18 protein-coding genes are annotated in these 24,658 nt (G+C 59.6%); 11 read left to right on the top strand and 7 right to left on the bottom strand.

Annotated elements, in window-relative coordinates:
* Positions 1 to 140: 140 nt before the first annotated feature.
* Complete coding sequence (locus tag FY550_RS12880) at positions 141 to 2,396, bottom strand: primosomal protein N' (protein WP_233350211.1); 2,256 nt, start codon at positions 2,394 to 2,396, stop codon at positions 141 to 143.
* A 347-nt stretch (positions 2,397 to 2,743) separates the two neighbouring features.
* Between FY550_RS12880 and FY550_RS12875 the strand changes: the two genes are divergently transcribed.
* Positions 2,744 to 4,024, top strand: coding sequence for a malic enzyme-like NAD(P)-binding protein (locus FY550_RS12875; protein WP_070978510.1), 1,281 nt, complete (start codon positions 2,744 to 2,746; stop codon positions 4,022 to 4,024).
* A 69-nt stretch (positions 4,025 to 4,093) separates the two neighbouring features.
* Here FY550_RS12875 and FY550_RS12870 read toward each other — a convergent pair whose 3' ends face one another.
* The 4 genes from FY550_RS12870 to FY550_RS12855 all read right to left on the bottom strand — a co-directional run bounded on the left by FY550_RS12870 (position 4,094) and on the right by FY550_RS12855 (position 7,082).
* Positions 4,094 to 4,489, bottom strand: coding sequence for a hypothetical protein (locus FY550_RS12870; RefSeq protein ID WP_070978512.1), 396 nt, complete (start codon positions 4,487 to 4,489; stop codon positions 4,094 to 4,096).
* A gap of 502 nt (positions 4,490 to 4,991) precedes the next feature.
* Complete coding sequence (locus FY550_RS12865) at positions 4,992 to 5,765, bottom strand: molybdopterin-dependent oxidoreductase (RefSeq protein ID WP_149054576.1); 774 nt, start codon at positions 5,763 to 5,765, stop codon at positions 4,992 to 4,994.
* Positions 5,752 to 6,402, bottom strand: coding sequence for a cytochrome b/b6 domain-containing protein (locus FY550_RS12860; protein ID WP_139148696.1), 651 nt, complete (start codon positions 6,400 to 6,402; stop codon positions 5,752 to 5,754). Before FY550_RS12860 ends, FY550_RS12865 begins: the two co-directional genes overlap by 14 nt.
* A gap of 56 nt (positions 6,403 to 6,458) precedes the next feature.
* On the bottom strand, positions 6,459 to 7,082 hold the full coding sequence (locus FY550_RS12855; RefSeq protein ID WP_149054575.1) for a hypothetical protein: 624 nt from the start codon (positions 7,080 to 7,082) through the stop codon (positions 6,459 to 6,461).
* A 144-nt stretch (positions 7,083 to 7,226) separates the two neighbouring features.
* Between FY550_RS12855 and FY550_RS12850 the strand changes: the two genes are divergently transcribed.
* Together FY550_RS12850 and FY550_RS12845 are read left to right on the top strand one after the other, a co-directional pair.
* Positions 7,227 to 7,910 carry a heavy metal response regulator transcription factor gene (locus FY550_RS12850; protein ID WP_070978815.1) on the top strand — a complete coding sequence of 228 codons (684 nt, stop codon included), beginning with the start codon at positions 7,227 to 7,229 and terminating at the stop codon, positions 7,908 to 7,910.
* Positions 7,895 to 9,313: a heavy metal sensor histidine kinase gene (locus FY550_RS12845; protein ID WP_070978518.1), complete on the top strand. Its 1,419-nt coding sequence runs from the start codon at positions 7,895 to 7,897 to the stop codon at positions 9,311 to 9,313. Before FY550_RS12850 ends, FY550_RS12845 begins: the two co-directional genes overlap by 16 nt.
* Before the next feature lie 58 nt (positions 9,314 to 9,371).
* Here FY550_RS12845 and FY550_RS12840 read toward each other — a convergent pair whose 3' ends face one another.
* Together FY550_RS12840 and FY550_RS12835 are read right to left on the bottom strand one after the other, a co-directional pair.
* Positions 9,372 to 10,178 carry a DUF481 domain-containing protein gene (locus FY550_RS12840; RefSeq protein WP_084388104.1) on the bottom strand — a complete coding sequence of 269 codons (807 nt, stop codon included), beginning with the start codon at positions 10,176 to 10,178 and terminating at the stop codon, positions 9,372 to 9,374.
* An 83-nt stretch (positions 10,179 to 10,261) separates the two neighbouring features.
* Positions 10,262 to 12,790: a penicillin-binding protein 1A gene (locus tag FY550_RS12835; protein ID WP_070978520.1), complete on the bottom strand. Its 2,529-nt coding sequence runs from the start codon at positions 12,788 to 12,790 to the stop codon at positions 10,262 to 10,264.
* A gap of 232 nt (positions 12,791 to 13,022) precedes the next feature.
* On the opposite strand from FY550_RS12835, the gene pilM reads away from it, so the two are divergent.
* The 8 genes from pilM to gltB all read left to right on the top strand — a co-directional run bounded on the left by pilM (position 13,023) and on the right by gltB (position 24,644).
* A complete protein-coding gene (gene pilM / locus FY550_RS12830; protein WP_070978522.1) occupies positions 13,023 to 14,063 on the top strand; it encodes a type IV pilus assembly protein PilM in 1,041 nt (346 codons plus the stop codon).
* 17 nt (positions 14,064 to 14,080) lie between these two features.
* Positions 14,081 to 14,683 carry a PilN domain-containing protein gene (locus tag FY550_RS12825; RefSeq protein ID WP_139148697.1) on the top strand — a complete coding sequence of 201 codons (603 nt, stop codon included), beginning with the start codon at positions 14,081 to 14,083 and terminating at the stop codon, positions 14,681 to 14,683.
* Positions 14,680 to 15,354, top strand: a complete 675-nt coding sequence (locus FY550_RS12820) for a type IV pilus inner membrane component PilO (protein WP_149054574.1) — start codon at positions 14,680 to 14,682, stop codon at positions 15,352 to 15,354. The genes FY550_RS12825 and FY550_RS12820 overlap by 4 nt, the downstream gene beginning before the upstream one ends.
* Entirely contained in the window at positions 15,351 to 15,896 is a 546-nt protein-coding gene (locus tag FY550_RS12815; protein WP_070978524.1) for a pilus assembly protein PilP, read from the top strand. Before FY550_RS12820 ends, FY550_RS12815 begins: the two co-directional genes overlap by 4 nt.
* 20 nt (positions 15,897 to 15,916) lie before the next feature.
* Positions 15,917 to 18,022, top strand: a complete 2,106-nt coding sequence (pilQ, locus tag FY550_RS12810; protein WP_149054573.1) for a type IV pilus secretin family protein — start codon at positions 15,917 to 15,919, stop codon at positions 18,020 to 18,022.
* On the top strand, positions 18,022 to 18,564 hold the full coding sequence (aroK, locus tag FY550_RS12805; RefSeq protein WP_070978528.1) for a shikimate kinase AroK: 543 nt from the start codon (positions 18,022 to 18,024) through the stop codon (positions 18,562 to 18,564). Before pilQ ends, aroK begins: the two co-directional genes overlap by 1 nt.
* A 33-nt stretch (positions 18,565 to 18,597) precedes the next feature.
* Positions 18,598 to 19,680 (top strand): 3-dehydroquinate synthase, encoded by a 1,083-nt coding sequence (gene aroB, locus FY550_RS12800; protein WP_070978531.1) that lies wholly within the window; start codon positions 18,598 to 18,600, stop codon positions 19,678 to 19,680.
* Between the two features lie 509 nt (positions 19,681 to 20,189).
* On the top strand, positions 20,190 to 24,644 hold the full coding sequence (gene gltB / locus FY550_RS12795) for a glutamate synthase large subunit (RefSeq protein WP_070978538.1): 4,455 nt from the start codon (positions 20,190 to 20,192) through the stop codon (positions 24,642 to 24,644).
* Positions 24,645 to 24,658 lie beyond the last annotated feature (14 nt).

Here is a 24,658-nt window from a genome sequence, read left to right as displayed (position 1 = left end):
CTCGGGCCCACGCGGGGCGGGGACAGTCATGCATGTATTCGATGATCGACCCGGGAGCGTCCGTTCAAAGCAGACCGGGGCCGATGTGGGCCCGCCATTATCGTTCAACCAGCCCCGGTGTCAAAATCGGCGCCCGGTCGTCAGGCCATTTCCTGAGGATCGACATCGATCGAGTAACGCAGCCGGCGGCTGTCGGGGTGGCGGCTCAGCCACTCATCGAGCCAGGCTGTAGCACGGTGCAGCGCGCTGCGGCGCTCGGCGGTCAGCATGACCTGGGCATGCCAGCGCGTCTGACGACGTTCCATTGGTGCCGGTACCGGGCCCAGGCACTCGACTGTCATTGATTGCTCCTGCAACCAGCCTCGCAGTGCCTCGGTCCCTTCACTCAGTACGCTTTGCAGTGTCTCGGCATTCTGCCCCTCGGCCCGAATCAGGACCATGTAACGATAGGGTGGCAGTCGAGCGATGCGGCGCTCTTCAAGCAGTTGAGTTGCCAGAGCATCGAATCCCTGTTCGATCAGCAGCTGCAGCCCCGGGTCATCCGGATGATGTGTCTGAATCAGTACCCGACCCGGGTGACTGGCACGCCCGGCTCGGCCGGCCACCTGGGTCAGCAGGGCTGCGCTGTGCTCCATGGCACGGAAATCGGCGCTGTAGAGCCCACCATCGGCGTTGACCACGACCACCAGGGTCACGTGCGGGAAGTGATGTCCCTTGGCCAGCATTTGAGTACCTACCAGCAGACAGGACTCGCCACGGCGGACCCGAGCCAGTGTCTGCTCAAGTGCATCGCGACGACGAGTGGTATCGCGATCGACGCGCAATACCGGGGTGTCGGGGAAAGCCTCGGCCAGCGTTTCCTCGGTGCGCTCGGTGCCAGCGCCCTGTGGGCGCAGATCGGCACTGCCACAGCTCGGGCAGGCGTCCGGAACAGCCATCCGGCTGTCGCAATGGTGGCAGATCAGTTGATGCGGCTGGCGATGCAGCGTCAGGCGAGCATCGCAGTGGCGGCATTCACTGATCCAGCCGCACTCATGACAGCTCAGTGTGGGGGCAAAGCCTCGGCGGTTGATGAAGACCAGCACCTGTCGTCCGGCATCGAGCTGTTCGCCGATCGCCTTGATGGCCTGCGGGCCAAGTCCTCCTCGCAATGGGCGTCCGCGCAGATCGACGAGCTGCATCATGGCGGGCTGGGCATTGCCGGCGCGCCGGGTCAGACGCAGATGGCGATAGTCACCGCGCTGGGCATGATGCAGGGTTTCCAGCGCCGGCGTGGCGGTCCCCATGACGATCGGAATACCATGATGCTGGGCGCGAACCACAGCCAGGTCGCGAGCGTGATAGCGCAACCCTTCATGCTGCTTGAATGAGTTGTCGTGCTCCTCGTCGATGATGATGACCCCGGGCGTTGCCAGCGGTGTGAAAATGGCAGAACGGGTGCCGATGATGATGCGTGCCCGGCCGGCGCGGGCAGCCTCCCAGGCGTCCAGCCGCTCGCTGTCATTGAGGCCGGAGTGGAGGGTGACCACGGCGACGCTGAAGCGACGGCGAAAGCGTTCCAGTGTCTGAGGTGTCAGGGCGATCTCCGGGACCAGAATCAGGGCCTGACGGCCCCGCTCAAGCACGGCTTCGATCAGCTGCAGATAGACTTCGGTCTTGCCGCTACCCGTTACGCCGTGTAGCAGCACCGGATGAAAACGATCCAGACCCTCATGCAGGGCGGACAGGGCATCGCTCTGCTCCCGGTTAAGGGTCAGTGCCGGCTCGGCCAGCACAGGACCATGGCGGCTGTCGGGAGCGGCCAGCCACTCGCTTTTGCCATCGATCAACCCTTTCTCGCGCAGACCGCGCAGCTGAGCCTGATCGAACCCCTGGGCGGTGATGGCCGAGGCAACCAGCCCCTGCCGATGCTGCTGGAGCACAGCGAGCAGTTCCGCCTGGCGGCGAGCGCGGCCGAGTTGTTCGGGGGGGGTCGTGTGTCCCCGCTCGGTGACGAACCAGCGGGTGCGGGTGCGTGCTTCGAGCGGACGTCCCTGGCGCAGCAGTACCGGCATGGCATTGGCCAGCGTATCGCCCAGCGAATGCTGGTAATAGCGGGCAGTAAATCGGCACAACCAGAGCCAGTCTGCCGGTAACGGCGTCTGATCGAGCAGGGCCTCGATGGGTTTGAGGCGATGGCGCTCAACGTCGCTGTCCATGCGAAAATCGACCACTACGCCCACGACCTGACGGCGCCCCAGTGATACCCGGACGCGCACGCCACTGCACCAGCCGTTTTCGGGACGCTCGTGGCCGGGCAGGTAATCGAAGCAGCGCCGTAGCGGGGTCGGGACAGCCACGACCAGAATGGCCGGATGGGTCGTCGAGCTATCCGATGGGGCACGGTCAAGAGGCAAGGCAATTCTCCTGCAGCTGCCGCAAGGGATGAAAAGAGGCAAGGCGGTGACGCCATTGGGTGCCCATCTTCGGCGTCGGGGCAGCGACTGGCAAGCTCGTGATGTCAATGGGCTGATGAATCAGGGACAACTGCGTTGATTCGACCTGGTCTTCAGGACGTTGGAAAAAAGAAAATGGCAGGTCAATAAGCCCTGATTTATGGTGAAAAGGTTAGCCATAAGGTTCGCCGAATATCTGTAAAGGTTTAAATGAAACCCTTTCATGACAGGTACTTGCGATTGTTGTGGGAGGGGTGGGTTTTCTATAGGCTGATCGGATTATCTCTGATCAGGAGTGCCTGATACCCATGTCAGATTCACGCAGGCAGGAAGCGCTGGATTATCACGCCAGGCCTATTCCCGGAAAACTCTCGGTCGAACTGACCAAGCCGACGCACAGCCAGAAGCATCTGGCTCTTGCCTATAGTCCCGGTGTGGCCGAACCGGTACGGGAAATTGCCCGCGATCCCGAAAATGCCTACCGCTATACCGGCAAGGGCAATCTGGTGGCTGTCATCTCCAATGGCAGCGCCATTCTGGGGCTGGGTAATCTGGGGGCGCTGGCCAGCAAGCCCGTTATGGAAGGCAAGGGCGTACTGTTCAAACGATTTGCCGGGATCAATGCCGTCGATATCGAAGTTGATGTGGCCGAGCCGCAGGCCTTTATCGATACCGTTACGCATATCGCCGACAGCTGGGGGGGCATCAATCTCGAGGATATCAAGGCGCCGGAGTGCTTCGAGATCGAGAATGCCCTCAAGCAGCGCTGCAGTATTCCTGTATTTCATGATGATCAGCATGGTACGGCGATTGTTACCGCCGCCGGGTTGCTCAATGCGCTGGAAATCGCGGGCAAGTCACTTGAATCAGCGCATATTGTTTGCCTGGGGGCCGGTTCTGCCGCGATCGCCTGCATGAAGCTGCTGATTGAAATGGGCGCGCGCAACGAGCAGATCGATATGCTCGACAGCAAGGGCGTGATTCATTCCGGGCGCAGCGATCTCAATCCGTACAAGGCGCAGTTTGCCACCGAAACCGAGCATCGTACGCTCGATGACGCCATTGAAGGCGCCGATGTTTTCATTGGTCTGTCCGGGCCGAATCTGTTGAGCACCGAACAGCTCAAGCGCATGGGCGCCAACCCGATCGTGTTTGCCTGTTCCAATCCCGATCCCGAAATTCACCCCGATGAGGCGCACGCGGCACGTGATGACGTCATCATGGCGACCGGGCGTTCGGATTACCCCAATCAGGTCAACAATGTGCTCGGTTTTCCGTTCATCTTCCGGGGTGCGCTGGACGTGCGCGCCAGCGACATTACCGAAGCGATGAAGATCGCGGCAGTTCACGCACTCCGGAATATTGCCCGCGAGCCGGTGACCCGGGAGGTGCTGGAAGCCTATGAGCTCGACAGTCTCGAGTTCGGGCGAGGTTATATTATCCCCACCCCGGTCGACTCGCGCCTGCTGGGCCGGGTGTCCAGTGCCGTGGCACAGGCGGCCATCGACTCAAACGTGGCGACCCGAGGCTATCCCGAGCACTATCCCCTGCAAGGCGTCGATGACATCTACGGTGGTACAAACCACTGAGACGCGATCGATACCTCGGAAAGCCCCTCGTCTCGAGGGGCTTTATTCTTCAGGTGAGACCGGACCGCCTCAGTGACGATAGCGAAATTCGGGTGTGAGGCTACGATCAAGTCGTTGCTGTCTCATGGCCGCACTCTCTCCGCCGCTAATGGCAAATTGGGGGGTGCCCTGCCAGCTGGTCATGGCAAGCGATTGATTGGGTAGTGCCAGCGGCTGATCCAGTGCTGCCTGGGTAGTGGCCAGTGCATCACTTTGTCCCGGTTCGGCAAGTTCGGCACTTGATGCCCGGGGCATCGGGATAGGCATGGGTTGGCCATGAATGGGCTCAATCATTCGAGCGCGTAATTCTGTCATGGCGTCGCTCTCGCCAGTGCCCGGATAACCGGACGAAGCCTGTACGGCAATGGGAGTAAGTGCACTCAGCAAGGTAGCAATGGCGAAACCGCGCAAGGACAGGAATGTCATTTCAAGACTCCTTTTAAATGTTGACGGAAACTGATCTTTGGCAGGGTCATTATTTCTGCTGTTGTGCTTCCCATTATAAGGTTTGGTAGTGACCGGTTTGATGATAATTTCGGGTGCGTGAGATGACATTGCGGTCACTTTATATGGGTTTTTTTTCGGCATTATTGGAGGGCAAATAAAAGGCATTCCTGGTTTTTTGTATATACCGATGATCCATGGTGGTTTGGCTTCAGGGCAGGTGGGGTATGGATCGCCAAAGTGAGTCGGGAAGTTTTCAAACATATCTGCATGCAGACAGAAACGGAATGTTCAGGAAATCCATCACTCCCATCTCTTTCAGTGCTATCCAGGTTTTATAAAGAGTAACGGGTGCATGTTCGGGGATAAATCAGGAATGTTGTTACGAATCAATTACTGGTTGAATTGATCTCGTAAAATCTCCGAATGCCGGATTTTAAATCCGGCGCTGAGATGTTCTGACAATGACAAAAGGGAAGCGGCGTCAGACGCCGCTGAACCAGTTATAGCCCTGATCTTCCCAGTAACCGCCGGGATAGGTATTGGTCACAGTGATGGCCGTGACATGCTTGGCACTCTTGAAACCGAGTTTGGTAGGAATGCGCAATCGCAGTGGAAAGCCATATTCATCCGGCAGGGCTTCGAGGTTGCGCCCTGTTTCAAGGGCCAGCAGGGTTTGCGGATGAAGTGCCGATGCCATGTCGATACTGGTGTAGTAGCGATCGGCGCACTGAAAGCCGACGTAGCGCGCGCTGGTATCGGCACCGATCCGTTTCAGGAAGTCGCCCAGTGGCACCCCCCGCCACTGCCCGATGGCGCTCCAGCCTTCAATGCAGATGTGTCGGGTAATCTGGGCGCGCTGGGGCAGGGCGCGTAGGGCGTCCAGTGTCCAGGGCCTGCGCTCCTGCACCATGCCGGAGACTTCGAGTCGATAGTCCGATGCCCCGACGATCGGCACGTTGTACTGCGGGTAAAAGGCATTGAAGGGAAACGGTTCGGTGAGCTCGCTGGCAGCGAAGGTCGGGGCCAGCCGCTGGCCGCTGAACAACCACGCCTGAACCCGATCATTGAAGCGAGACATCGACCACAGCACACGATCGACGCTATCGCCATCCTGCAGGTTGCAGCCCGAAAGCATTGCCAGCGCGCCCAGTGACAGGGAACCACGCAGCAGCAGACGCCGTTGGACATCGACCAGCTGTCGCTGCTGCGCCGGTTCCAGCGATGGCGGTGAGCGGCGTGAATCACGATGGTTCATGGTGATCATCCTCGTGCTGACGGCTGCGCGCGCGGCCGCTGATCATGGGCCACAGGGTGCGGGGGACCAGTGCCACCAGTACCAGATGGATGGCAATGAACAGGCCGATGCCGGCCATGGCAAAAAAGTGCACGTAACGCGCCGTATCGAAACCGCCCAGCAGGGCGGTCAGTGGGTGGAACTGTACCGGCTTCCAGATGGCCAGCCCTGACAGCACCACCAGTACGCACAGTGCGATAACCCCCAGGTAGAGCAGCTTCTGCACCGCGTTGTAGTGACCGAGACGGTGGGCCAGTCGAAAGGTCAGGGCCGCGCGCAGATCGGTAATCACCGCTCGCGGTGAGAGTGGCAGCAGATCATGTCGAAAATGCCGGCTCAGTACCCCCCAGGTGATGTAACCCAGTCCGTTGATGACCAACACCCACATGATCGCCAGATGCCAGGCGATATTCCCCCCCAGCCAGCCACCCAGGGTCAGGCTGTGCGAAAAGGTGAAACCGAACAGGGGCGACGCGTTGTAAATACCCCAGCCGCTCATGAACATGCCCAGCATGCAGCCGGCATTGAGCCAATGGGTCATGCGTACCGGCCCGGCATGAATCCGCCGATAGCCGGGGAATGACATCGGATTGTTCATGTCATTGTCTCCGGGAGCCCGGGCACCCCGTTTGTCGGGGTGCCGTCACGGGCGCATTACATTGGCGGCGCGACACCATCGCGACCGACTGAAATGCGATCAGCCACAAGATCATCGTTCTGACTGTCAGCAGTGGGGAACAACACCAGTTTCTCGCCAGCTTTCAGATCGCTGTGGCTTCCCGGGGCCAGTGAAACAATGGGCACATTCTCGGGAACGGTCAGCTTTTTCTGCTGGCCGTTGTAGTCAACCACCAGGGTGCGGCCACTGGATTTGACGAAGCTGCCGACCGAACCATTGGTCATGGTGCCCATCGATCCATCGGCGTTCTCCCAGCCGTAATGCCCTTCCCCGGTGCCTTTCATGCTGGGCGCAAAGACATGCACTTCCAGTGCCTTGAGCGTGCCATCCGGCTGAGGAATAGCGGCAGAGCCGATATAGCTGTCGGGTTTGATGTCCTTGAAATCAGCGTTGGTAACTACCGCCACTTTCGTCTGGTCGGTGAGCTGAACATGCAGGTGCTTGTCACCACGCGCCGTAGTGATATCGAGTGCCTTGGCACTGACCTGATTGATGGTGCCACGCATGGGATGGACGACCTTTTGTGCATCGGCATGCGCCAGGCTGATACCGCCGAGCAGCAGCAGGCCGAGTGTGGCACTGGCAAGACGATTGACCATGAAGGAACTCTCCTGGGTGAGTGGACACCTTCGATTGTGGCTCGCCGGCAGGCACGGGAAGCTGACTTGCAGATGACAGAATTGTCATCCGTCAGTGGCTCGGGAGTCGCTACAATGGCAGCTTCAGGAGTGGGGGAGGTCATCATGAAACTGCTGATCGTCGAAGATGACGCCAGTACCGGTGCCTATCTGAGCAAGGGGCTGGGAGAATCCGGCTATGTGGTGGATCAAGCCGATAACGGCGTCGATGCCCTGCATATGGCACTCGAGCACCATTACGACCTGATCGTGCTCGACGTCATGCTGCCGGGCATTGATGGCTGGCAGGTTCTGGAAGTGTTGCGCGGCAAGCAGGATGTCCCGGTATTGTTTCTGACGGCCCGGGATCGGCTTGATGATCGTATCCGGGGTCTGGAACTCGGGGCCGATGATTATCTGGTCAAACCCTTCTCCTTTACCGAATTATTGCTGCGTATTCGCACCATCCTGCGTCGTGGGGTGGTACGCGAAGTCGAGCATTTTCATCTGGCCGATCTGGAGATGGATGTCCTGCGTCGCCGCGTGACCCGGCAGCAGCACAATATCCCCCTGACCAACAAGGAATTCGCACTGCTGCATCTGTTCCTGCGTCGTGAGGGAGAAGTGCTCTCGCGGGCACTGATCGCCTCTGAGGTATGGGACATGAATTTTGACAGCGATACCAATGTTGTTGATGTCGCGGTCAAGCGGTTGCGCGCCAAGATCGATCATGACTGGCCGGTAAGACTGATCCATACCGTGCGAGGTATCGGTTATGTCTGCGAGGTTCGCACGTGCGACGTTCCCTGATTCTGCGCATGACACTGGTCTTCGCCCTGATCGCACTGATTGTCGTCGGGGCCACCGGGTTATTTCTCTACCATTCGGTGAAAGCCGATATTCTGATGCGTGCCGATAACGGAGTGCTGACCCGAATGATCCGTTATCGCAATCTGTTGCATACCGATCTGGGGCTCGAAGACCTGCGTTCCCGGCCGCAGCTGTTTCAGAACATGCTGGGAGACGAGCAGGATGTGTTTCTTTTGCAGCGTCCCGGCCATGCGCCATTGATTGATATCAATCCGCGCCAGGCGTCGATCCCCGAGCTGGATGTCATTGCGGAGGGACGTACACCGAGCCGTTCGGATCTGCGCACCGGCCGAACTGCGGATGGGACGCCTCTGCGAGTGGCGGCCGCTCGCGTCAGTATCGATGGGGAGCCGGTCAAACTGATCATCGGGCACCTGCTCAACAAGGAGATGGCCCTGCTGGCGAGTTATCGTCGCTGGATTCTGGAGGCAGTGCTATCGGCCTTCCTGGCGACGGCGCTGTTCGGATACATGGCGCTGCAGCGGGGCTTGCGCCCATTGAGACGACTCGCCCGGCAGGCTGCCGACATCCGCCCCACGACCCTGACCCAGCGGTTGGGGCTTGAACATACGCCGGCCGAGCTGGATCGACTGACGCAATCGGTGAATGGGATGCTGGATCGGCTGGAGGATGGCTATGAGCGCCTGACCCAGTTTTCTGCCGATCTGGCGCATGAGATACGCACACCCGTCAATGCGCTGATGGGACATCACCAGGTGGCGCTGAGCCACTCCCGGTCGGTCGAGGAGTATCAGAGCCTGCTGGTCACGAATCTGGCCGAGCTTGAGCGTATCTCACGACTGGTCGAGAACATTCTGTTTCTGGCGCGTGCTGACGATGCCCGGGAAGTGATCGAGATTCGTTGCCTGTCACTCGAGGAAGAAGTCAGACGGGTAGTGGAGTATTTTGAAAATCTCGCCGAAGAGCGCTCACTCTGCTTTCAGGTCAGGGTCGAAGGAGATATCCGGGCCGATCCAATGCTGCTGCGTCGAGCCCTGAGTAATCTGGTGGCCAATGCCGTGCACCATGGTAGCCCGGCCAGCGACATCATTATCCGTATTGAAAAAGAGCGTCGCTACTGTTGCCTGATTGTTGAAAATCGCAGTCTCCATCGACTGCAACCCGCCCAGGTCGAGCGGCTGTTTGATCGCTTCTATCGGGGCGATGCCTCACGTCAGAGTGGAGGAGATTCCAATGGTCTTGGTCTGGCCATCGTCGCCGCCATCATGAAACTTCATGGGGGCCACGTCCGAGCCGAGGCGCGGCATCCGGACGGTCTGCAGGTCATGCTCTGTTTCCCCTCAGGTCAAAGGGATAACGGCCCGGTAGCGTCATCGACATGAGCATTGCGCGTTGCCGGAGGGAGAGGCTGCAGGCTATCGGGCAGCCACCAACTGCGGCTTAGAAGTTGTAAACGATGGACGCTGCGGTGGTGCGGTCGGTATGGGACTCGGCTTCGTCTGGCGGATTGGAGTTGCTTTTGAGTTCGTGGGAAACGCGCAGTGACAGGCTGGAATTGAGTGCAACGGAAATGGCGGTATAGGAGCGAGCGGTAATGTTGTCCGAAGCAGCCTCGACCGAGGCCTGCTGGGTAAAGGTAGCCGTATCGGTCAGCTGGAAATCGTAATCGAAGGCCCCGTAGCCGACCGCATTGTGCTTGCTGCCACCGCCTTCGAAGTCATCGAAGCGATAGCCCGGGCCTCCTTCGATCGAGAACTGCTGGTGCTCGGTATCGAGCAGTTGGCGACCATAGCCGACAATGGTCGTGAACTGATTGTCATAGCCGGAAAAGCGCTCCTTCTCCCATCTGGCCAGTTCAAACAGATAGTTCGATGCGGACAGGTTGTAGCGTTCACGCTGGCCGACCAGGTACTGTTCGGCACTCGTATTGCCGCTGTCCCTCACGCTTTTGGTTTCCATCCGGAAGGTATGTGTCCATTGCTCGGTATACCAGGAGAGTCTGCCCTTGGCCAGCAGGGTTTCGGTATTGGTATTACCACTCAGCGCGGTATAGCCGAGTTCGGCATGACCACTGAAACCATTGTTCTGGTCAGAGGCGGGGGGTGGCGCATAAAACAGGGACTCGGCCCCGGATTCGGCGTAGGCATGATGAGATCCTGGACCGAAGCCCCAGACAACCAGCAACAGTGCTGAGAGCAAAGCGGCCACCAGTGGCAGTCGCTTGCCGGGATGAAGAAAATCGTTCATGTCGCGTAATGGTGTCGTGAGCCCGTCACCCGAGGGTGACGGGGCGTGGACAGTATCATGAGCATCGGTATCATCAGCAGCGATCAGAAGATGGCATCATAGCTGCCGGTGCCCTGAGAGCCACTTTCGTCTTCCAGCTCGGGCTGAACCGACCGTTCCTGATAGGGCGGCAGATTGTCCTTGCGGAAGATTTCGGTGATGCCCCCACTGTCGCTATCGTGCAAGCGTTTACCCGTATCCGGATCGATGCGTACCGAGACGATATCATCCGGGCGTGGCGGTTCCTCTTCGGGGGTGCCCTTGAGCGCCGGGCCCATGAACTTCATCCAGATCGGTAGCGCTGCCTGGGAACCATACTCGGCAATGGTCTTGTTCGAATCCTTGCCGACCCAGACAGTTGCGACCAGAGAATCGTTGAAGCCGGAGAACCAGGCATCACGCTGATCATTGGTGGTGCCGGTCTTGCCGACGATGTCACTGCGATGCAGGGCACGGGCGGCATGGCCGGTACCCTTTTCGATGACATCACGCATGATGCTGTGCAGCAGATAAACCGATTCCGGACTGGCAATGCGCTCGGCAACCGGATAGGTATTGCCATCAATGGTCACGGTTGAATCCATCGGATCGCAGCTGCGGCAGGCCGCGGGCGGATTAGGGGTATGGAGCAGGTTGTCGTCGCTGTCACCCTTGTGCACTTCCGAAATGAACCAGGGCTTGACCCGGAAGCCGCCATTGGCAATTTCAGCGTAGCCCCGGGCGACCTCCAGCGGCGTCAGGTTGGCACTGCCGAGCGCGAGTGACAGGCCATGTGGCAAACGATCCCGATCGAAGCCCATGCGCTGCAGAAAGTCCAGAGTATGGTCCAGACCGACCGAACGCAGAATACGGATGGTCACCAGGTTGAGCGAGCGATAGAGCCCCACGCGAAGACGGGTAGGGCCGCCGAAGCTGCGCTCGGCGTTCTCGGGGCGCCAGTCTTCCTGATTGCCGACGCCTTCCTGCACGATCGGTGCATCATTGATGATGGTGGCCGGTGTCATGCCGTTTTCCAGTGCCGCCAGATAGATGAACGGCTTGAAGTTGGAACCCGGCTGACGCTGCGCCTGGGTGGCTCGATTGTACTGGCTGCGCTGGAAGCTGAAGCCGCCCTGCAGTGCCCGCAACGCGCCGGTCTGTGGGTCCAGCACTACGATGGCCCCTTCGGCCTCGGGAATCTGCGACAGCCGCCAGTCACCGTTACTCTCCTTCATGACGCGTACCATGTCGCCGCGCTGGGCAATATCGCCAGCCGAATCGGGAGCCGGCCCACGCCATTTGGGGCTCTTCCAGGCACGGGCCCATTTCAGCCCGTTCCAGTCGATGGTCACTACCTGATCGTTCTTGAGCAGCACCTGCATTTGCTTGCCCTGAGCATCGACCACGATGGCCGGCTGCAGGGGGCCAAGCTGTGGGGTGCGATCCAGCACCTGTACCCAGTTGCTGACGTCGCCTTCGATACCGCTGACAGTGGCCTTGCTGCGCTCCGCAGCCTGGCGGGCAGTTTGCGCCACTTCCGGCGACTCGGAGAGTTCTTCCTCCAGCCCCTTGTGACTGGCCTTGTCCTGAGCCTCAGCCAGTCCCGGGGGAATATCCTGTTTCTCGGCGCCTCGCCAGCCATGGCGGGTGTCGTATTCGATCAGCCCCTGAACCAGTGCCTGTCGGGCGTCCTGCTGCAGCTTGCTGTTAATGGTCGTGATGACGCGATAGTTGCCGGTATAGGCATCGTCACCGAATCTTTCCACGGCGAACTGGCGTGCCATTTCCGCCACCCAGGGGGCCTGGACCTCCGGTGCGCTGTGATGATGCTGAACGCCGATCGGTGCCTGAACGGCCTGATGATAGGTCTCATTATCGATATAGCCCAGCTGATGCATGCGCAGCAGGACCCAGTTGCGCCGAATCAGTGAGCGTTCGGGGTTGGCGATCGGATTGAGACTCGAGGGCGCCTTGGGCAGACCGGCAATGGTGGCCATCTGCGGCAGACTGAGCTGCGCGACCGGTTTGTCGAAATAGGTTTCGGCTGCCGCACCGATGCCGTAGGCACCCTGACCGAGATAGATCTTGTTGACGTAAAGCTCGAGGATCTGCTGCTTGTCGAGGATCTGTTCCATCTGCAACGACAGCAGGATTTCACGGATCTTGCGTGTGAAGGTCTGATCCAGTGTCAGCAGGTAGTTGCGCGCTACCTGCATGGTGATGGTACTGCCCCCGGACTGGATATGGCCGCTGGAGGCCAGCTCCAGGGCCGCACGTGCCAGCCCCTTGGGCGATACGCCGATATGATCGTAGAAGTTGGCATCTTCGGCCGCCATCAGGGCGTGCGCCATCTGTGGCGGTATGTCCTGCCCCTTGACCAGCTTGCGGCGCTGGGCACCGAACTCGCCGATCAGCTTGTGATCGGCCGTGTAGACCCGAAGCGGCATGGAGAGCTGATAGTGCTGCAGCTGATGAACATCCGGTAAGCCGGGACCAAAGTAGATGGCGGCGCCGGCTACAGCCATGACAATGCCTGCCGTTAATGACACCAGAAACCAGAAGATATGAAACACAAGGCGCTTGATGAACGTCATGTAACACGCGATCCGTCGAATGGGCGGGCGCTGTTGCCGCGCTGGATGGGGTCGTTCACGAGTCGGGCATTATAAGTAGCCGACACTGAGGGGACCAGCATAAAAGGGAGGAGTATTTCCTTTGAGCCGGGGCTGTGTCCAGTATCGCCATGTCGTATACAGCGCGATTCGGCAAACGCGATCCGTGAAGCAACGGAGCCATACAGGAGAGTTGAGTGTGCGGACATGGAAGATGTCGACAAGTAGTTTGCTGGGGGTCGATATCACGTCGGCGACGGTCAAGCTCCTGGAGCTGACTCATCAGGGCGGTCATTTTCGCATCGACTCCTGGTCGGTCCAGCCATTGGCAGAAGGCGCTGTCATTGAGCGACGTATCCGTGACATGGAGTCGGTAGTCAGGGCGCTTGGCCGGGCAATGGAGCAGGCGAAGCCCCGCACCCGACGTGCGGCCGTCGCCATCCCGACCAGTGCGGCCATCACCAAGGTGCTCTCGCTCCCACGCGACATGAGCGATGAAGATATCGAAAATCGAATCGCTCTGGAGTCCGACAAACACATTCCCTTTCCGTTCAACGAGGTGGCCTTCGACTTCCATCGGCTCGGCGTCAGTGCACGTCACGACGACCAGGAGAATGTATTGCTGGTGGCCTGTCGACGCTCGGATACACAGCTGCTGACCGATGCCCTGGAGCAGGTCGGATTGAAACCCATGGCTGTGGATGTCGAATCCTTCGCCATGGAGCGTGCCTGCCGGCAGCTGATGCTGCAACTGAGTTCCGATGACAGCAACTGCTGTGCCGTGGTCGACATCGGCGCCACCATGACCGCCTTTCATATCGTGCATGATGGTCGCATCGTGCACTCACGCGATAGCGTGATCGGCGGTCGTCAACTGACCGACGAGATTCGCCAGCAATACAGCCTGACCTTCGAAGAGGCAGGGCTGGCCAAGAAGCGTGGTGACCTGCCCGACTACGAAGCGAAGTTGCTCAAGCCGTTTCGTGATGGCCTGGTGCAACAGATCATGCGCCTGCTGCGTCTCTATTACACCACGGCCGGTGCGCGGGAAATTGATCGGATTGTGCTTGGAGGCGGATCCAGTCTCTTGCCGGGCCTGCGTGAGCAACTGGCTTTCGAGAGTCGCCTGGAAGTGGTGGGGGCCAACCCCTTCGACGGTATGCCGCTCAACCGCAGCATGGACCGCGTGGCACTGACTCGTGACGCGCCTGCCATGCTGACTGCCTATGGCCTGGCCATGCGGGTGGCACTGTGAGCCAACATGGACCGGATGTGAGAGGCCGTGAGCTGCTGGGGATCAGTATCAATCTGCTGCCCTGGCGAGCGCGTCAGCGTGAGCGTCGTAACCGTCTGTTCCTGAGCATCATTCTGGCCTGTGGTCTGTTGGGTGCCGGTATTGGTTGGGGGCGAGCCATGCTGGTGGGCTATCAGCTGGATAACGAACAGACGCGACTGACTCATATCCGTAACCGCATGACACAGCTGCAGGAGGATATTGCTTCGGTACAGTCGCTTCAGGCGCGCCGTGAACAATTGCAGGAACGGATTGCGCTGATACGCACACTCGAGTTCAGTCGCCCGCGCACGGTAATGATCTATAACGCTCTGACCGACGCTCTGGCGGAAGGCGTGTATTTCGATCGAGTGGTGCGTCAGGACGCGCGCCTGGAAATCAGCGGGGTGGCGCGCAGCAATCGCCAGGTATCCGATCAGATGCGCCGTCTGGCGGGTAACCGCATCTTTGGAGAGCCGCAGCTGCGTGATATACGCGCCGATGAAGACGCACCACAAACGCGTCGCTTCAATCTGACCCTGCCTGTCAGGGGAGAAGATGAGGGCGATCAGCCCCGGCAGGCCAGTGGGGCCTCATCATGAATATCAGGGCCCTGCGAGGCCGGTTCGACTGGCATACCGAATGGCGGCGCTTTCGCGAAGTGGACTGGCATGCTCTGGATCCGGCCGAGGCCGGTAACTGGCCGAAGCTGCTACAGCTGCTGTGTTGCGTTTTGATGATTGCCGTCGGCATTGGCATCGTTCAGTGGTATCTGGTGGCACCGCGTCAGGAGGCGCTGGCCAGCGCTCGTTCAGAAGAAACAACGCTACTGGATGAATATGGTACGCGGGCGTGGCAGGCAGCCAACCTGCCGCTGCTCGAGGCACAGATGGGGACGCTGGACCGGCGCATGAATCAATTGATAGCCATGCTGCCTACCGAAGCCGAAGTGCCATCACTGCTCGATGGCATCAGTGAACTGGCTCGCCGCGAACAACTGGATATCGATCTGCTGAAACTCGAGCCGGTCGTACAGCATGATTTCTATATCGAGCAGCCACTGGCCATTCAGGTTCGCGGAGATTATCACCATCTGGGGGCATTTGTTGCGGGCGTGGCGGGGCTGTCCCGTATCGTTACACTGCATGACTTCACGCTTAAACCGGCCGAAGCTGCCAGGGGCACAGACATACTGCAACTATCGGTACAGGCGAAAACCTACCGTTATGCCGAGCCTCCTGCCCGCCAGGCCGACGCAAAAGGGGCGTCATGAAAACCGGCACTGGATGGATCTGGGCCGGCATCGTGATGCTGGGGGTGCTGCTCGCGGGGTGTCAGCGTCCCGATATCGATGCTCTGGACGCGCGTCTTCAGGCATTGCGAGAGCGGCCGACCGGGCACGTCGAAGCACTGCCCGAACAACCGGTTTATCGACCTGTCACCTACGATTCGGGCAGTCGTCGTGATCCCTTTACGCCCTGGGCGCAACTGGCTCGTTCGAGCGGTTCCGACGATACCCCATATCCTGATCCGCAGCGTCCTCGCGACCCGCTGGAGCGCTTCGCGCTGGAGTCGTTGCGTCTGGCCGGTACCCTCACCATCAATAGCCGCACCCTGGCGCTGATTCAGACACCCGAGGGCGAAGTGGTGCGTCTGCGTGTCGGCGAGCATCTGGGTGAGCACGACGGTCGCGTCACCGCCATCGAGGAGGGGCGATTGACCCTCGTCGAGCTGTTACCCGATGGCCGGGGAGGATTCGCGACCCAACAGCATCAGCTGACCCTGACCCAAGCCGCTTCCGGGCGACAGCCATGAAGCCCGACAGGATGATTATCATGCATGCAGGACGCTCCCCCATACTGCTGTTGCTGCTCGTAGCGCTGAGCCTGCTGGCTGGACGTGTCGAGGCAGCAGCGCTGACCGGCATCGACACTCGGTTGCTGCCCGATGGCAGGGTGCTGGTTGCTCTCGACTTCGATGCGCCGCCACCCGAGCAGCGGGCATGGCTGACGGATAACCCGGCCCGGCTGGTTGTGGATTTTCCGGACAGTGTGAGTCACATGAGTGAGCGTCAGGTCAGCGTAGGGCGTGGCGGAGTGAGCAGTATCACCGCGCTGAATGACGCGCAACGACTCCGAGTGGTCGTGGCCCTGAACCAGCCGCTCGATTGGCAGATTGAGCGGCAGGGCAATCGCCTTCGTCTGTTGTTGGGTGAGCGCGATATGTCGACTGCCTCACAGCGATCATTTCTGGATCGGATCAATACGTCTGAAGTGGCGACGACTGCCGGCGGCAAGTTACCCCGTCGCCTGCCGGACACCGATCAATCTTCCGGCCCTGTCGGCCCTCCGGCCGTGACCGGTTTCGATTTTCGCAAGCTCCCGGAGGGCGCCGGCGAGCTGCGGGTGCATCTTGACCGTGGCAATGTGACCCCACGGCTCGAAACGCATAATGATCGGGTTGAGATCATGTTGCCCGATGTGATGCTACCGCCGGCCTGGCGTCAGATACTGGATGTCAGTGACTTTGCCACGCCCGTTTCACGCGTTACCCCCGAGCGTGTGGCCGAGGGGACCCGGTTGACTCTGGCTATCGCGCCAGGGGCGGCCGCGGTGGCGAGTCAGCAGGGGGAGGATATTGCCATTACCGTCTCGGCGCCCGACTCATCGGTCGCTCGACAGCGCGATCAGCGTTTTCCGTTCGAAGGCAAGCGTGTCTCGCTGAACTTTCAGCATATCGCAGTGCGGGCTGTCCTCTCGATTCTGGCCGAGGAGGTCGGGCTCAATCTGGTGGTAAGCGATGGTGTGACAGGTGAGGTAACACTCAACCTCAGCGATGTCCCCTGGGATCAGGCACTTGATCTGATCCTGCGCACCCATGGTCTGGCCAGTCAGCGGCGCGGTAATGTGCTGCTGGTGGCCCCCGGTGGCGATCTGGCCGAAATGGCCAAACGAGTGGCGGATGCCGATCGCAGTGTCAGCGACAACGCCGCTCTGACCACGCAGTATCTGCAAATGCGCTATGCCGATGCGGCTGATATGGCCACCCTGCTGCGCGGTGATAATGGACTGGGACTGCTTTCGTCACGGGGTCGCATTTCGGTCGATCCGCGCACCAACACCCTGCTGGTGCAGGATACGCGTGAGAATATCGAACAGATCAGAAACACGGTCGATCAGCTTGATGTGCCGGTCCGCCAGGTGCAGATCGAAGCACGGATCGTGATTGCCCGCGATCGGGTGGCCAACCGCATCGGCGTACGCTGGGGCGTGTCTTCCCGTAATCAGCTCGGCGAAGATGGTGTCAGCGTGGTGGATAACTCTACCGGCACCGGCCGTGCCTACGGGGGGCTGGCTGTGGATTATGGCGATAACGCCACCCCCACCACGAATTTCGGGATCGGCTATCTGACCGGTGATGTGCTACTTGGGCTCGAACTCAATGCGTTGGAGTCCGAGGGCAAGAGTCAAACCATCTCCCAGCCCAAGGTGATTACTGCCAATCGACATACCGCGTTGATCAAGCAGGGGCAGGAGATCCCCTACCAGGAGAATCAGGGCGATACGCTGACCGGCTCATCGATCGAGTTCAAGGAGGCGGTCCTGTCCCTTGAGGTGACGCCACAGATTACGCCGGATGATCGCATCATCATGGATCTGACCGTCAACAATGATGATGTTTCCAATACTCAGTACAGCGGACAGCCGGCCATCGATACCAACCAGATCCAGACCCGGGTGCTGGTCAGCAATGGCGAGACCGTGGTGCTCGGCGGTATCCTCTCGACCGAGCAGCTCAATAATCTGTCCAAAACCCCCTTCCTGGGGGACCTGCCCGGCATTGGTCGACTGTTTCGCTATTCCGAACGCTCCAATGAAAAGGTAGAGTTGCTGGTGTTTATTACCCCGAAGATCATCGAGGATACACCGGCGGTGAATTGATGCAGGCCCTGCCCAATATTTTTCTGATCGGTCCGATGGGGACCGGCAAAAGTACCATCGGCCGCCTGCTGGCGGCCGAACTGCGTCGTCCGTTTTACGACAGCGATCATGAGATCGAGAGCCGCTGTGGCTGCGGGATTCCATGGATATTTGATGTCGAGGGGGAGGGCGGCTTTCGTATTCGGGAAGCCGATGTGATTGATCGCCTGACGTCACTCGACGAGATCGTACTGGCGACCGGTGGCGGTGCTGTTACCAATGCCACCAGCCGACAGTATCTGCGTGAGCGGGGCGTGGTGGTATATTTGTCGACCACACTTGATCAGCAGATCAGGCGCACGGCTCGCGATCGTAATCGACCCCTGCTGCAGGGAACCGATCGGCGTGAGCGATTGCGTCAGCTGATGGCCGAGCGGGAGCCCCTCTATCTCTCCACTGCGGACCTGGTGGTGACCACCGATCGACGCAGCCCCCGAGCCGTGGTACGTGAGATCAAGCGACGTGTCAGGCGTCTGCAGAACCCGCTCGAACAGGACGCCTGAAGACTTATCCCGGTTTCCTACAGGAAAGCTTGCATGCAAACGCTGAGTGTCAAACTGCCCGAGCGTCATTATCCCATTCACATCGGCCCGGGGTTGCTGGCGCGTAGCGACCTGTTGACGCCGCACATCGCTGGTCGTCAGGTCATGATCGTGACCAACGAAGCCGTGGCACCTCACTATCTTGAACGGCTGAAAGCGGGATTGACCGATTACACTGTCGCCGAAGTTATCCTGCCGGATGGCGAGGCGACCAAGACACTGGCATCGGTAGAGCGTATCTGGGATGCGCTGTTGGCCCACGGTTTCAACCGGCGCTGTACGCTGATTGCGCTGGGCGGGGGGGTCATCGGTGACATGACCGGCTTTGCAGCAGCCTGTTATCAGCGTGGGGTTGCTTTCATTCAGGTGCCGACCACGCTGCTGTCCCAGGTGGATTCTTCGGTCGGTGGCAAGACCGGCGTCAACCATCCGCGCGGCAAGAACATGATCGGTGCCTTCTGGCAGCCAAAGGTTGTCATCAACGATACTTCGGTACTGGCGACTCTGCCTGATCGGGAGCTTTCAGCCGGTCTGGCCGAAGTCATCAAGTATGGTCTGATCCGCGATGAGGCTTTCCTTGGCTGGCTGGAATCGAACATGGCGGGTCTGCGTGCGCTGGATGATGAGGCGTTGACGTATGCCATTCGGCGTAGCTGCGAGATCAAGGCGGAAGTGGTAGTCCTTGACGAAACCGAGCAGGGGATCCGCGCTCATCTCAATCTTGGCCATACCTTTGGTCATGCCATCGAGGCGGCCATGGGATATGGCAACTGGTTGCATGGTGAAGCCGTGGGGGCAGGCATGGTCATGGCTGCCACGCTCTCTCATCATTTCGGTGATCTTGATGAACAGGCGCTGCATCGGGTGCGCGATGTTATCGGGCAGGCAGGATTGCCGTTGCATGCGCCCCGGGAAATGAACAGCGCGCGATTTCTGGAGCTGATGCGTCTCGACAAGAAGATGCTGGATGAGCGCCTGCGGCTTGTCCTGCTCAGCGCCCTTGGCCAGGCCTGCATCAACGATGATGTTGATCCTGCCACCGTTATCGAGCTGATCGATAATTTCCCCCGCGCCTGACTCTTCCCTTTGACAGCCTGCTTTCTCGTGCCCGTTTCACCCTGTCGGATGAAGCGGGCACGCTACTGTTCGGCCCTTCCTTCATACGTCCTGCGTTAGCCTGTCGTGTGCCCTGCCAGACAGCGGTGACCCGGTGCTCTGCTGATAAAACGGCATGGGCTATGCAAAATCGGTATGGGGGAAAGTGTTCAGTACAGCTTGCTGGATGCTCGCCAAACGTATATTGGTTTATTCTCCAGCTCGTTGAGAATATGCGTGATTTCAACTGCTTCGAAGCTAATATCGCGATTTTGCGATGGTTTTGATCCGGGGAATCAACAACAGGGATTTGCGCCGGGCAGGTCTGATCGATATGCTCGATTGCTCTTCCATCCCCGTCATCGCGACCCGTATGACGCGGCCATAACAAAAATAACCGAAAAATATAGCCCTTTTTATAAACGACGACAATCCCCTTCGGTTTGACCGAGCGGCGTCGGTGTAGACACATTCCTGTTAGAGGCACGTCCATGACCAGAGGTCTCCACCACCCCGGAGAATTCCGTGACAACTGTGGCTTTGGCCTGATCGCCCACATGGAAGGACAGGCAAGCTTCGATCTGCTGTCGACCGCGATCGAATCCCTGACCTGCATGACACACCGTGGCGGTATCAATTCCGATGGCAAGACCGGCGATGGCTGTGGCCTGCTGTTTGCCATGCCTGAAGCGTTCATGCGCGCCGCCGCGCGTGAAGCGCTGGATGCGGAGCTGGGCAATAATTTCGCCGTAGGTGTGGTGTTTTTTGCCGACGATGACGCACGTGAACGTCAGGGGCGACAGGTACTGGAGACACAGCTCACCGAGCGTGGCCTCGCCGTGCGCGGCTGGCGTGACGTGCCAGTCAACCCGGAGGTGTGTGGGCCGATTGCTCGGGAGTGCATGCCGCGCATTCGCCAGATCTTTGTCGAGCCTGCAGAAGAGCGCGGCGATGATCTGTCGTTCAATGTCGATCTGTTCATGGGGCGTCGGCTGGCCGAGCAGCAGCTTCGGGAAGACGAGGAGTTCTACGTCTGTTCTCTCTCCTCGAAGGTCGTTTCCTACAAGGGCCTGATGATGCCCGCCGATTTGCCGACCTTTTACGATGATCTCGGCGATGAGCGACTGAAGACCTCAATCTGTGTTTTCCATCAGCGCTTCTCTACCAACACGGCACCGCGCTGGCCGTTGGCCCAGCCTTTCCGTTTTCTGGCGCATAACGGTGAGATCAACACCATCGAAGCCAACCGTAGCTGGGCCAATGCCCGACGGGCGAACTTCGCCAGCGAACATCTGAGCGACATCGAGCAGCTCGATGAGATCGTCAATACTACCGGTTCCGACTCCTCGAGCATGGATAACATGCTCGAGGTACTGCTGACCGGCGGCATGGAGCTTTACCGGGCGGTGCGCATGATGGTGCCACCGGCATGGCAGAACGTTGAAACCATGGATGCCGATCTGCGTGCCTTCTACGAATACAACTCGATGCACATGGAGGCCTGGGATGGCCCGGCCGGCATCGTGCTGACCGATGGTCGGCATGCCGTGTGCATGCTTGATCGCAACGGCCTGCGCCCGGCGCGTTGGGTCATCACCGATAATGGTTACATCACACTCTCCTCCGAGATCGGTGTGTGGGACTACGCCCCGGAGTCGGTGGTGGCGAAAGGGCGTGTCGGCCCCGGTCAGATTCTTTCAGTGGATACCCACACCGGGGAGGTGCTGCATACCAGTGACGTCGATGATCGGCTCAAATCGGCTTATCCCTACAAGCGCTGGCTGAAGGACAACGCCCAGTATCTTGAATCGGCGCTGACCGAGCTGGCTCGCTTTCAGCCGATGGATGCCGAGACCCTGGCGGTACAGGAGAAAATGTTCCTCGTCACCAATGAGGAGCGCGACCAGGTACTGCGACCGCTGGCCGAGAGCGGCCAGGAAGCCGTCGGCTCGATGGGAGATGACACGCCCATGGCAGTGCTGTCCCGTCAGCCTCGGGCACTAACCGATTTCTTCCGCCAGAAGTTCGCTCAGGTGACCAATCCGCCGATCGATCCATTGCGCGAAGCCATCGTGATGTCACTGGAGACCTGTATGGGCGCTGAGCTCAATGTCTTCAGAGCAACGCCCGAGCACGCTCATCGGTTGATCCTGACCACGCCGGTGCTGTCACCGCGCAAGTTCACTGCGCTGACCACCCAGGAAGACCCCGCCTTTGCCAGCGAGACGCTGTCGCTGAACTACAACGGCGAGAGTGTCTCGTTGCGTCAGGCGCTGCACGAGCTCTGTCGCCGCGCCGAGCACGCTGCCCATCATGGCAGTGTGGTACTGGTGCTCAGCGATGCCGGGCTTGAGCGTGGCCAATTGCCGATCCATCCGGCCCTGGCCGTCGGCGCGGTTCATCACCACCTTGGGCGCCTCGCGTTGCGACCCCGAGTCAACCTGGTGGTGGAAACTGCCTGGGCGCGCGACGCCCATCAGATGGCGGTACTGTTTGGCGTGGGGGCCACGGCCATCTATCCCTGGCTCGCCTATCAGGTCATGGCGGACATGTATCGTACGGGCGAACTGACCGGTGACCCTGCCGAAGGCCGGGAAAACTATCGGCGTGGCCTGCAGAAGGGGCTTTACAAGATCCTCTCCAAGATGGGGATTTCACATATAGCTTCCTATCGCGGTTCGCAGCTGTTCGAGGCTGTAGGCCTCTCTTCCGAAGTTCGGGATATGTGCTTTCCCGATATGGCCTCACGTATCGAGGGGGCCGGCTTCAGTGAGCTGCAGATGGCACAGGAGCTGTTGGCCCGTGATGCCTGGATTCGCCGCAAACCGCCTCGCCAGGGGGGGCTTTATCGCTATGTGCACAATCACGAATATCACGCCTATAACCCGGATGTGATCAAGTTGTTGCAGGAAGCGGTACAGGAGAGCGATTACGGCAAATGGAAGAAGTTTGCCCGCCTGGTCAATGAACGCCCGGTAGCAACGCTGCGCGATCTGTTGAAGCTCCGGGAAGGCCATGAACCGGTAGCGCTTGATGAAGTTGAACCGGTGGCGTCACTGCTGCCACGTTTCGACAGCGCCGGCATGAGCCTCGGCGCTTTGTCACCGGAGGCCCATGAGGCGCTGGCACAGGCAATGAACGAAACCGGAGGACGATCGAACTCCGGCGAGGGTGGCGAGGATCCAGCACGCTACGGCACCATCAAGAGTTCAAAGATCAAGCAGATCGCTTCCGGACGATTTGGTGTCACGCCTGCCTATCTGGTCAATGCCGAGGTACTGCAGATCAAGGTCGCGCAGGGGGCCAAGCCCGGGGAGGGCGGCCAGCTGCCCGGCGGTAAGGTCAATGAGCTGATTGCCCGGCTGCGCTACGCCGTCCCCGGGGTGACCCTGATTTCACCGCCACCACACCATGATATTTATTCGATCGAGGATCTGGCACAGCTGATCTTTGATCTCAAGCAGGTCAATCCTGAAGCTCAGGTCTCGGTCAAGCTGGTTTCCGAGCCCGGCATTGGTACCATCGCCACCGGTGTAGCCAAGGCCTATGCGGATCTGATTACGGTGTCCGGCTATGACGGCGGCACTGCGGCCAGCCCGTTGACTTCGATCAAGCACGCTGGCTCGCCCTGGGAATTGGGGCTACCCGAAGTCCATCAGGCACTACGCATCAATGGTATGCGGGACAAGATCCGGCTGCAGACCGATGGTGGACTCAAGACCGGTCTCGATGTGGTCAAGGCGGCCATCCTGGGCGCCGAAAGTTTTGGCTTCGGGACGGCACCGATGGTTGCGCTGGGCTGCAAATACCTGCGTATCTGCCACCTCAACAATTGTGCGACCGGCGTGGCCACCCAGCATCAGGCGCTGCGTGATGAGCATTTCCGTGGCACCGTGGATATGGTCAAGAACTATTTCCGCTTCATCGCCGAGGAAGTTCGCGAAATCATGGCCATGCTGGGCGTTCGCCAGCTGACCGATCTCATCGGCCGGGTCGATCTTCTGGAGAAGATCGAAGGCGAGACCAGTGCCCAGCGCCAGCTCGAGTTCCAGTCGCTTCTGAACAACGACTGGGTGCCGGCGGATGCTCCGCAGTTCTGCCAGGTCCACCGTAACGAGCCGCACGATCCGGGAGCGAAGAACCAGGAAATTCTGTCAGCGGTCGGGTCAGCACTGGAAACGGGCAAGGGCGGAGAGTTCTCGTTCACGGTGACCAACTGCGATCGTTCGATCGGGGCCACGCTTTCCGGAGCCATCGCCAAGCGTTATGGCGAGACCGGCCTTGAGGAGACACCGATCACCCTGCGCTTGAAGGGTGTGGCCGGGCAGAGTTTTGGCGTGTGGAACGCTCGAGGGCTTCACATGTATCTCGAGGGAGATGCCAATGATTATGTCGGCAAGGGCATGAACGGTGGCCGGCTGGTCATTACGCCTCCCAGGTCCAGTCGCTTCGAGAGCCAGCATACGGCGATCATCGGCAACACCTGTCTCTATGGCGCCACGGGCGGCCAGCTGTACGCTGCCGGTCAGGCGGGTGAGCGATTCGCCGTGCGCAATTCCGGTTGTCATGCTGTTATCGAAGGCGCAGGTGATCACTGCTGCGAATACATGACAGGCGGTGTAGTGACAGTGCTGGGGCGGACCGGATTCAACTTCGGTGCCGGCATGACCGGTGGATTTGCCTTCGTACTCGATCTGGAGCGTGACTTCGTCGACCGCTACAACCATGAGCTGGTCGAGATCCATCGTGTCAGTACGGAACACATGGAAGCCTACCGTCGCTATCTGCGCGAAATCCTGCAGGACTATGTGGCGCAGACATATTCGGCATGGGGGCAGGAACTGCTCAGCGATTTTTCCGACTATGTGCGTCACTTCTGGTTGGTCAAGCCCAAGGCCGCAAGTCTCAACGGGCTGCTGGCCCAGTCACGGCGTCAGCCGGAATAAGGCCGTCGCCGGCC

It is taken from the genome of Kushneria phosphatilytica, assembly GCF_008247605.1.
In the GTDB taxonomy this organism is placed as follows: domain Bacteria; phylum Pseudomonadota; class Gammaproteobacteria; order Pseudomonadales; family Halomonadaceae; genus Kushneria; species Kushneria phosphatilytica.
The sequence above is the reverse complement of the archived record's forward strand: the minus strand, read 5'-3'. Positions and strand labels throughout refer to the sequence as shown.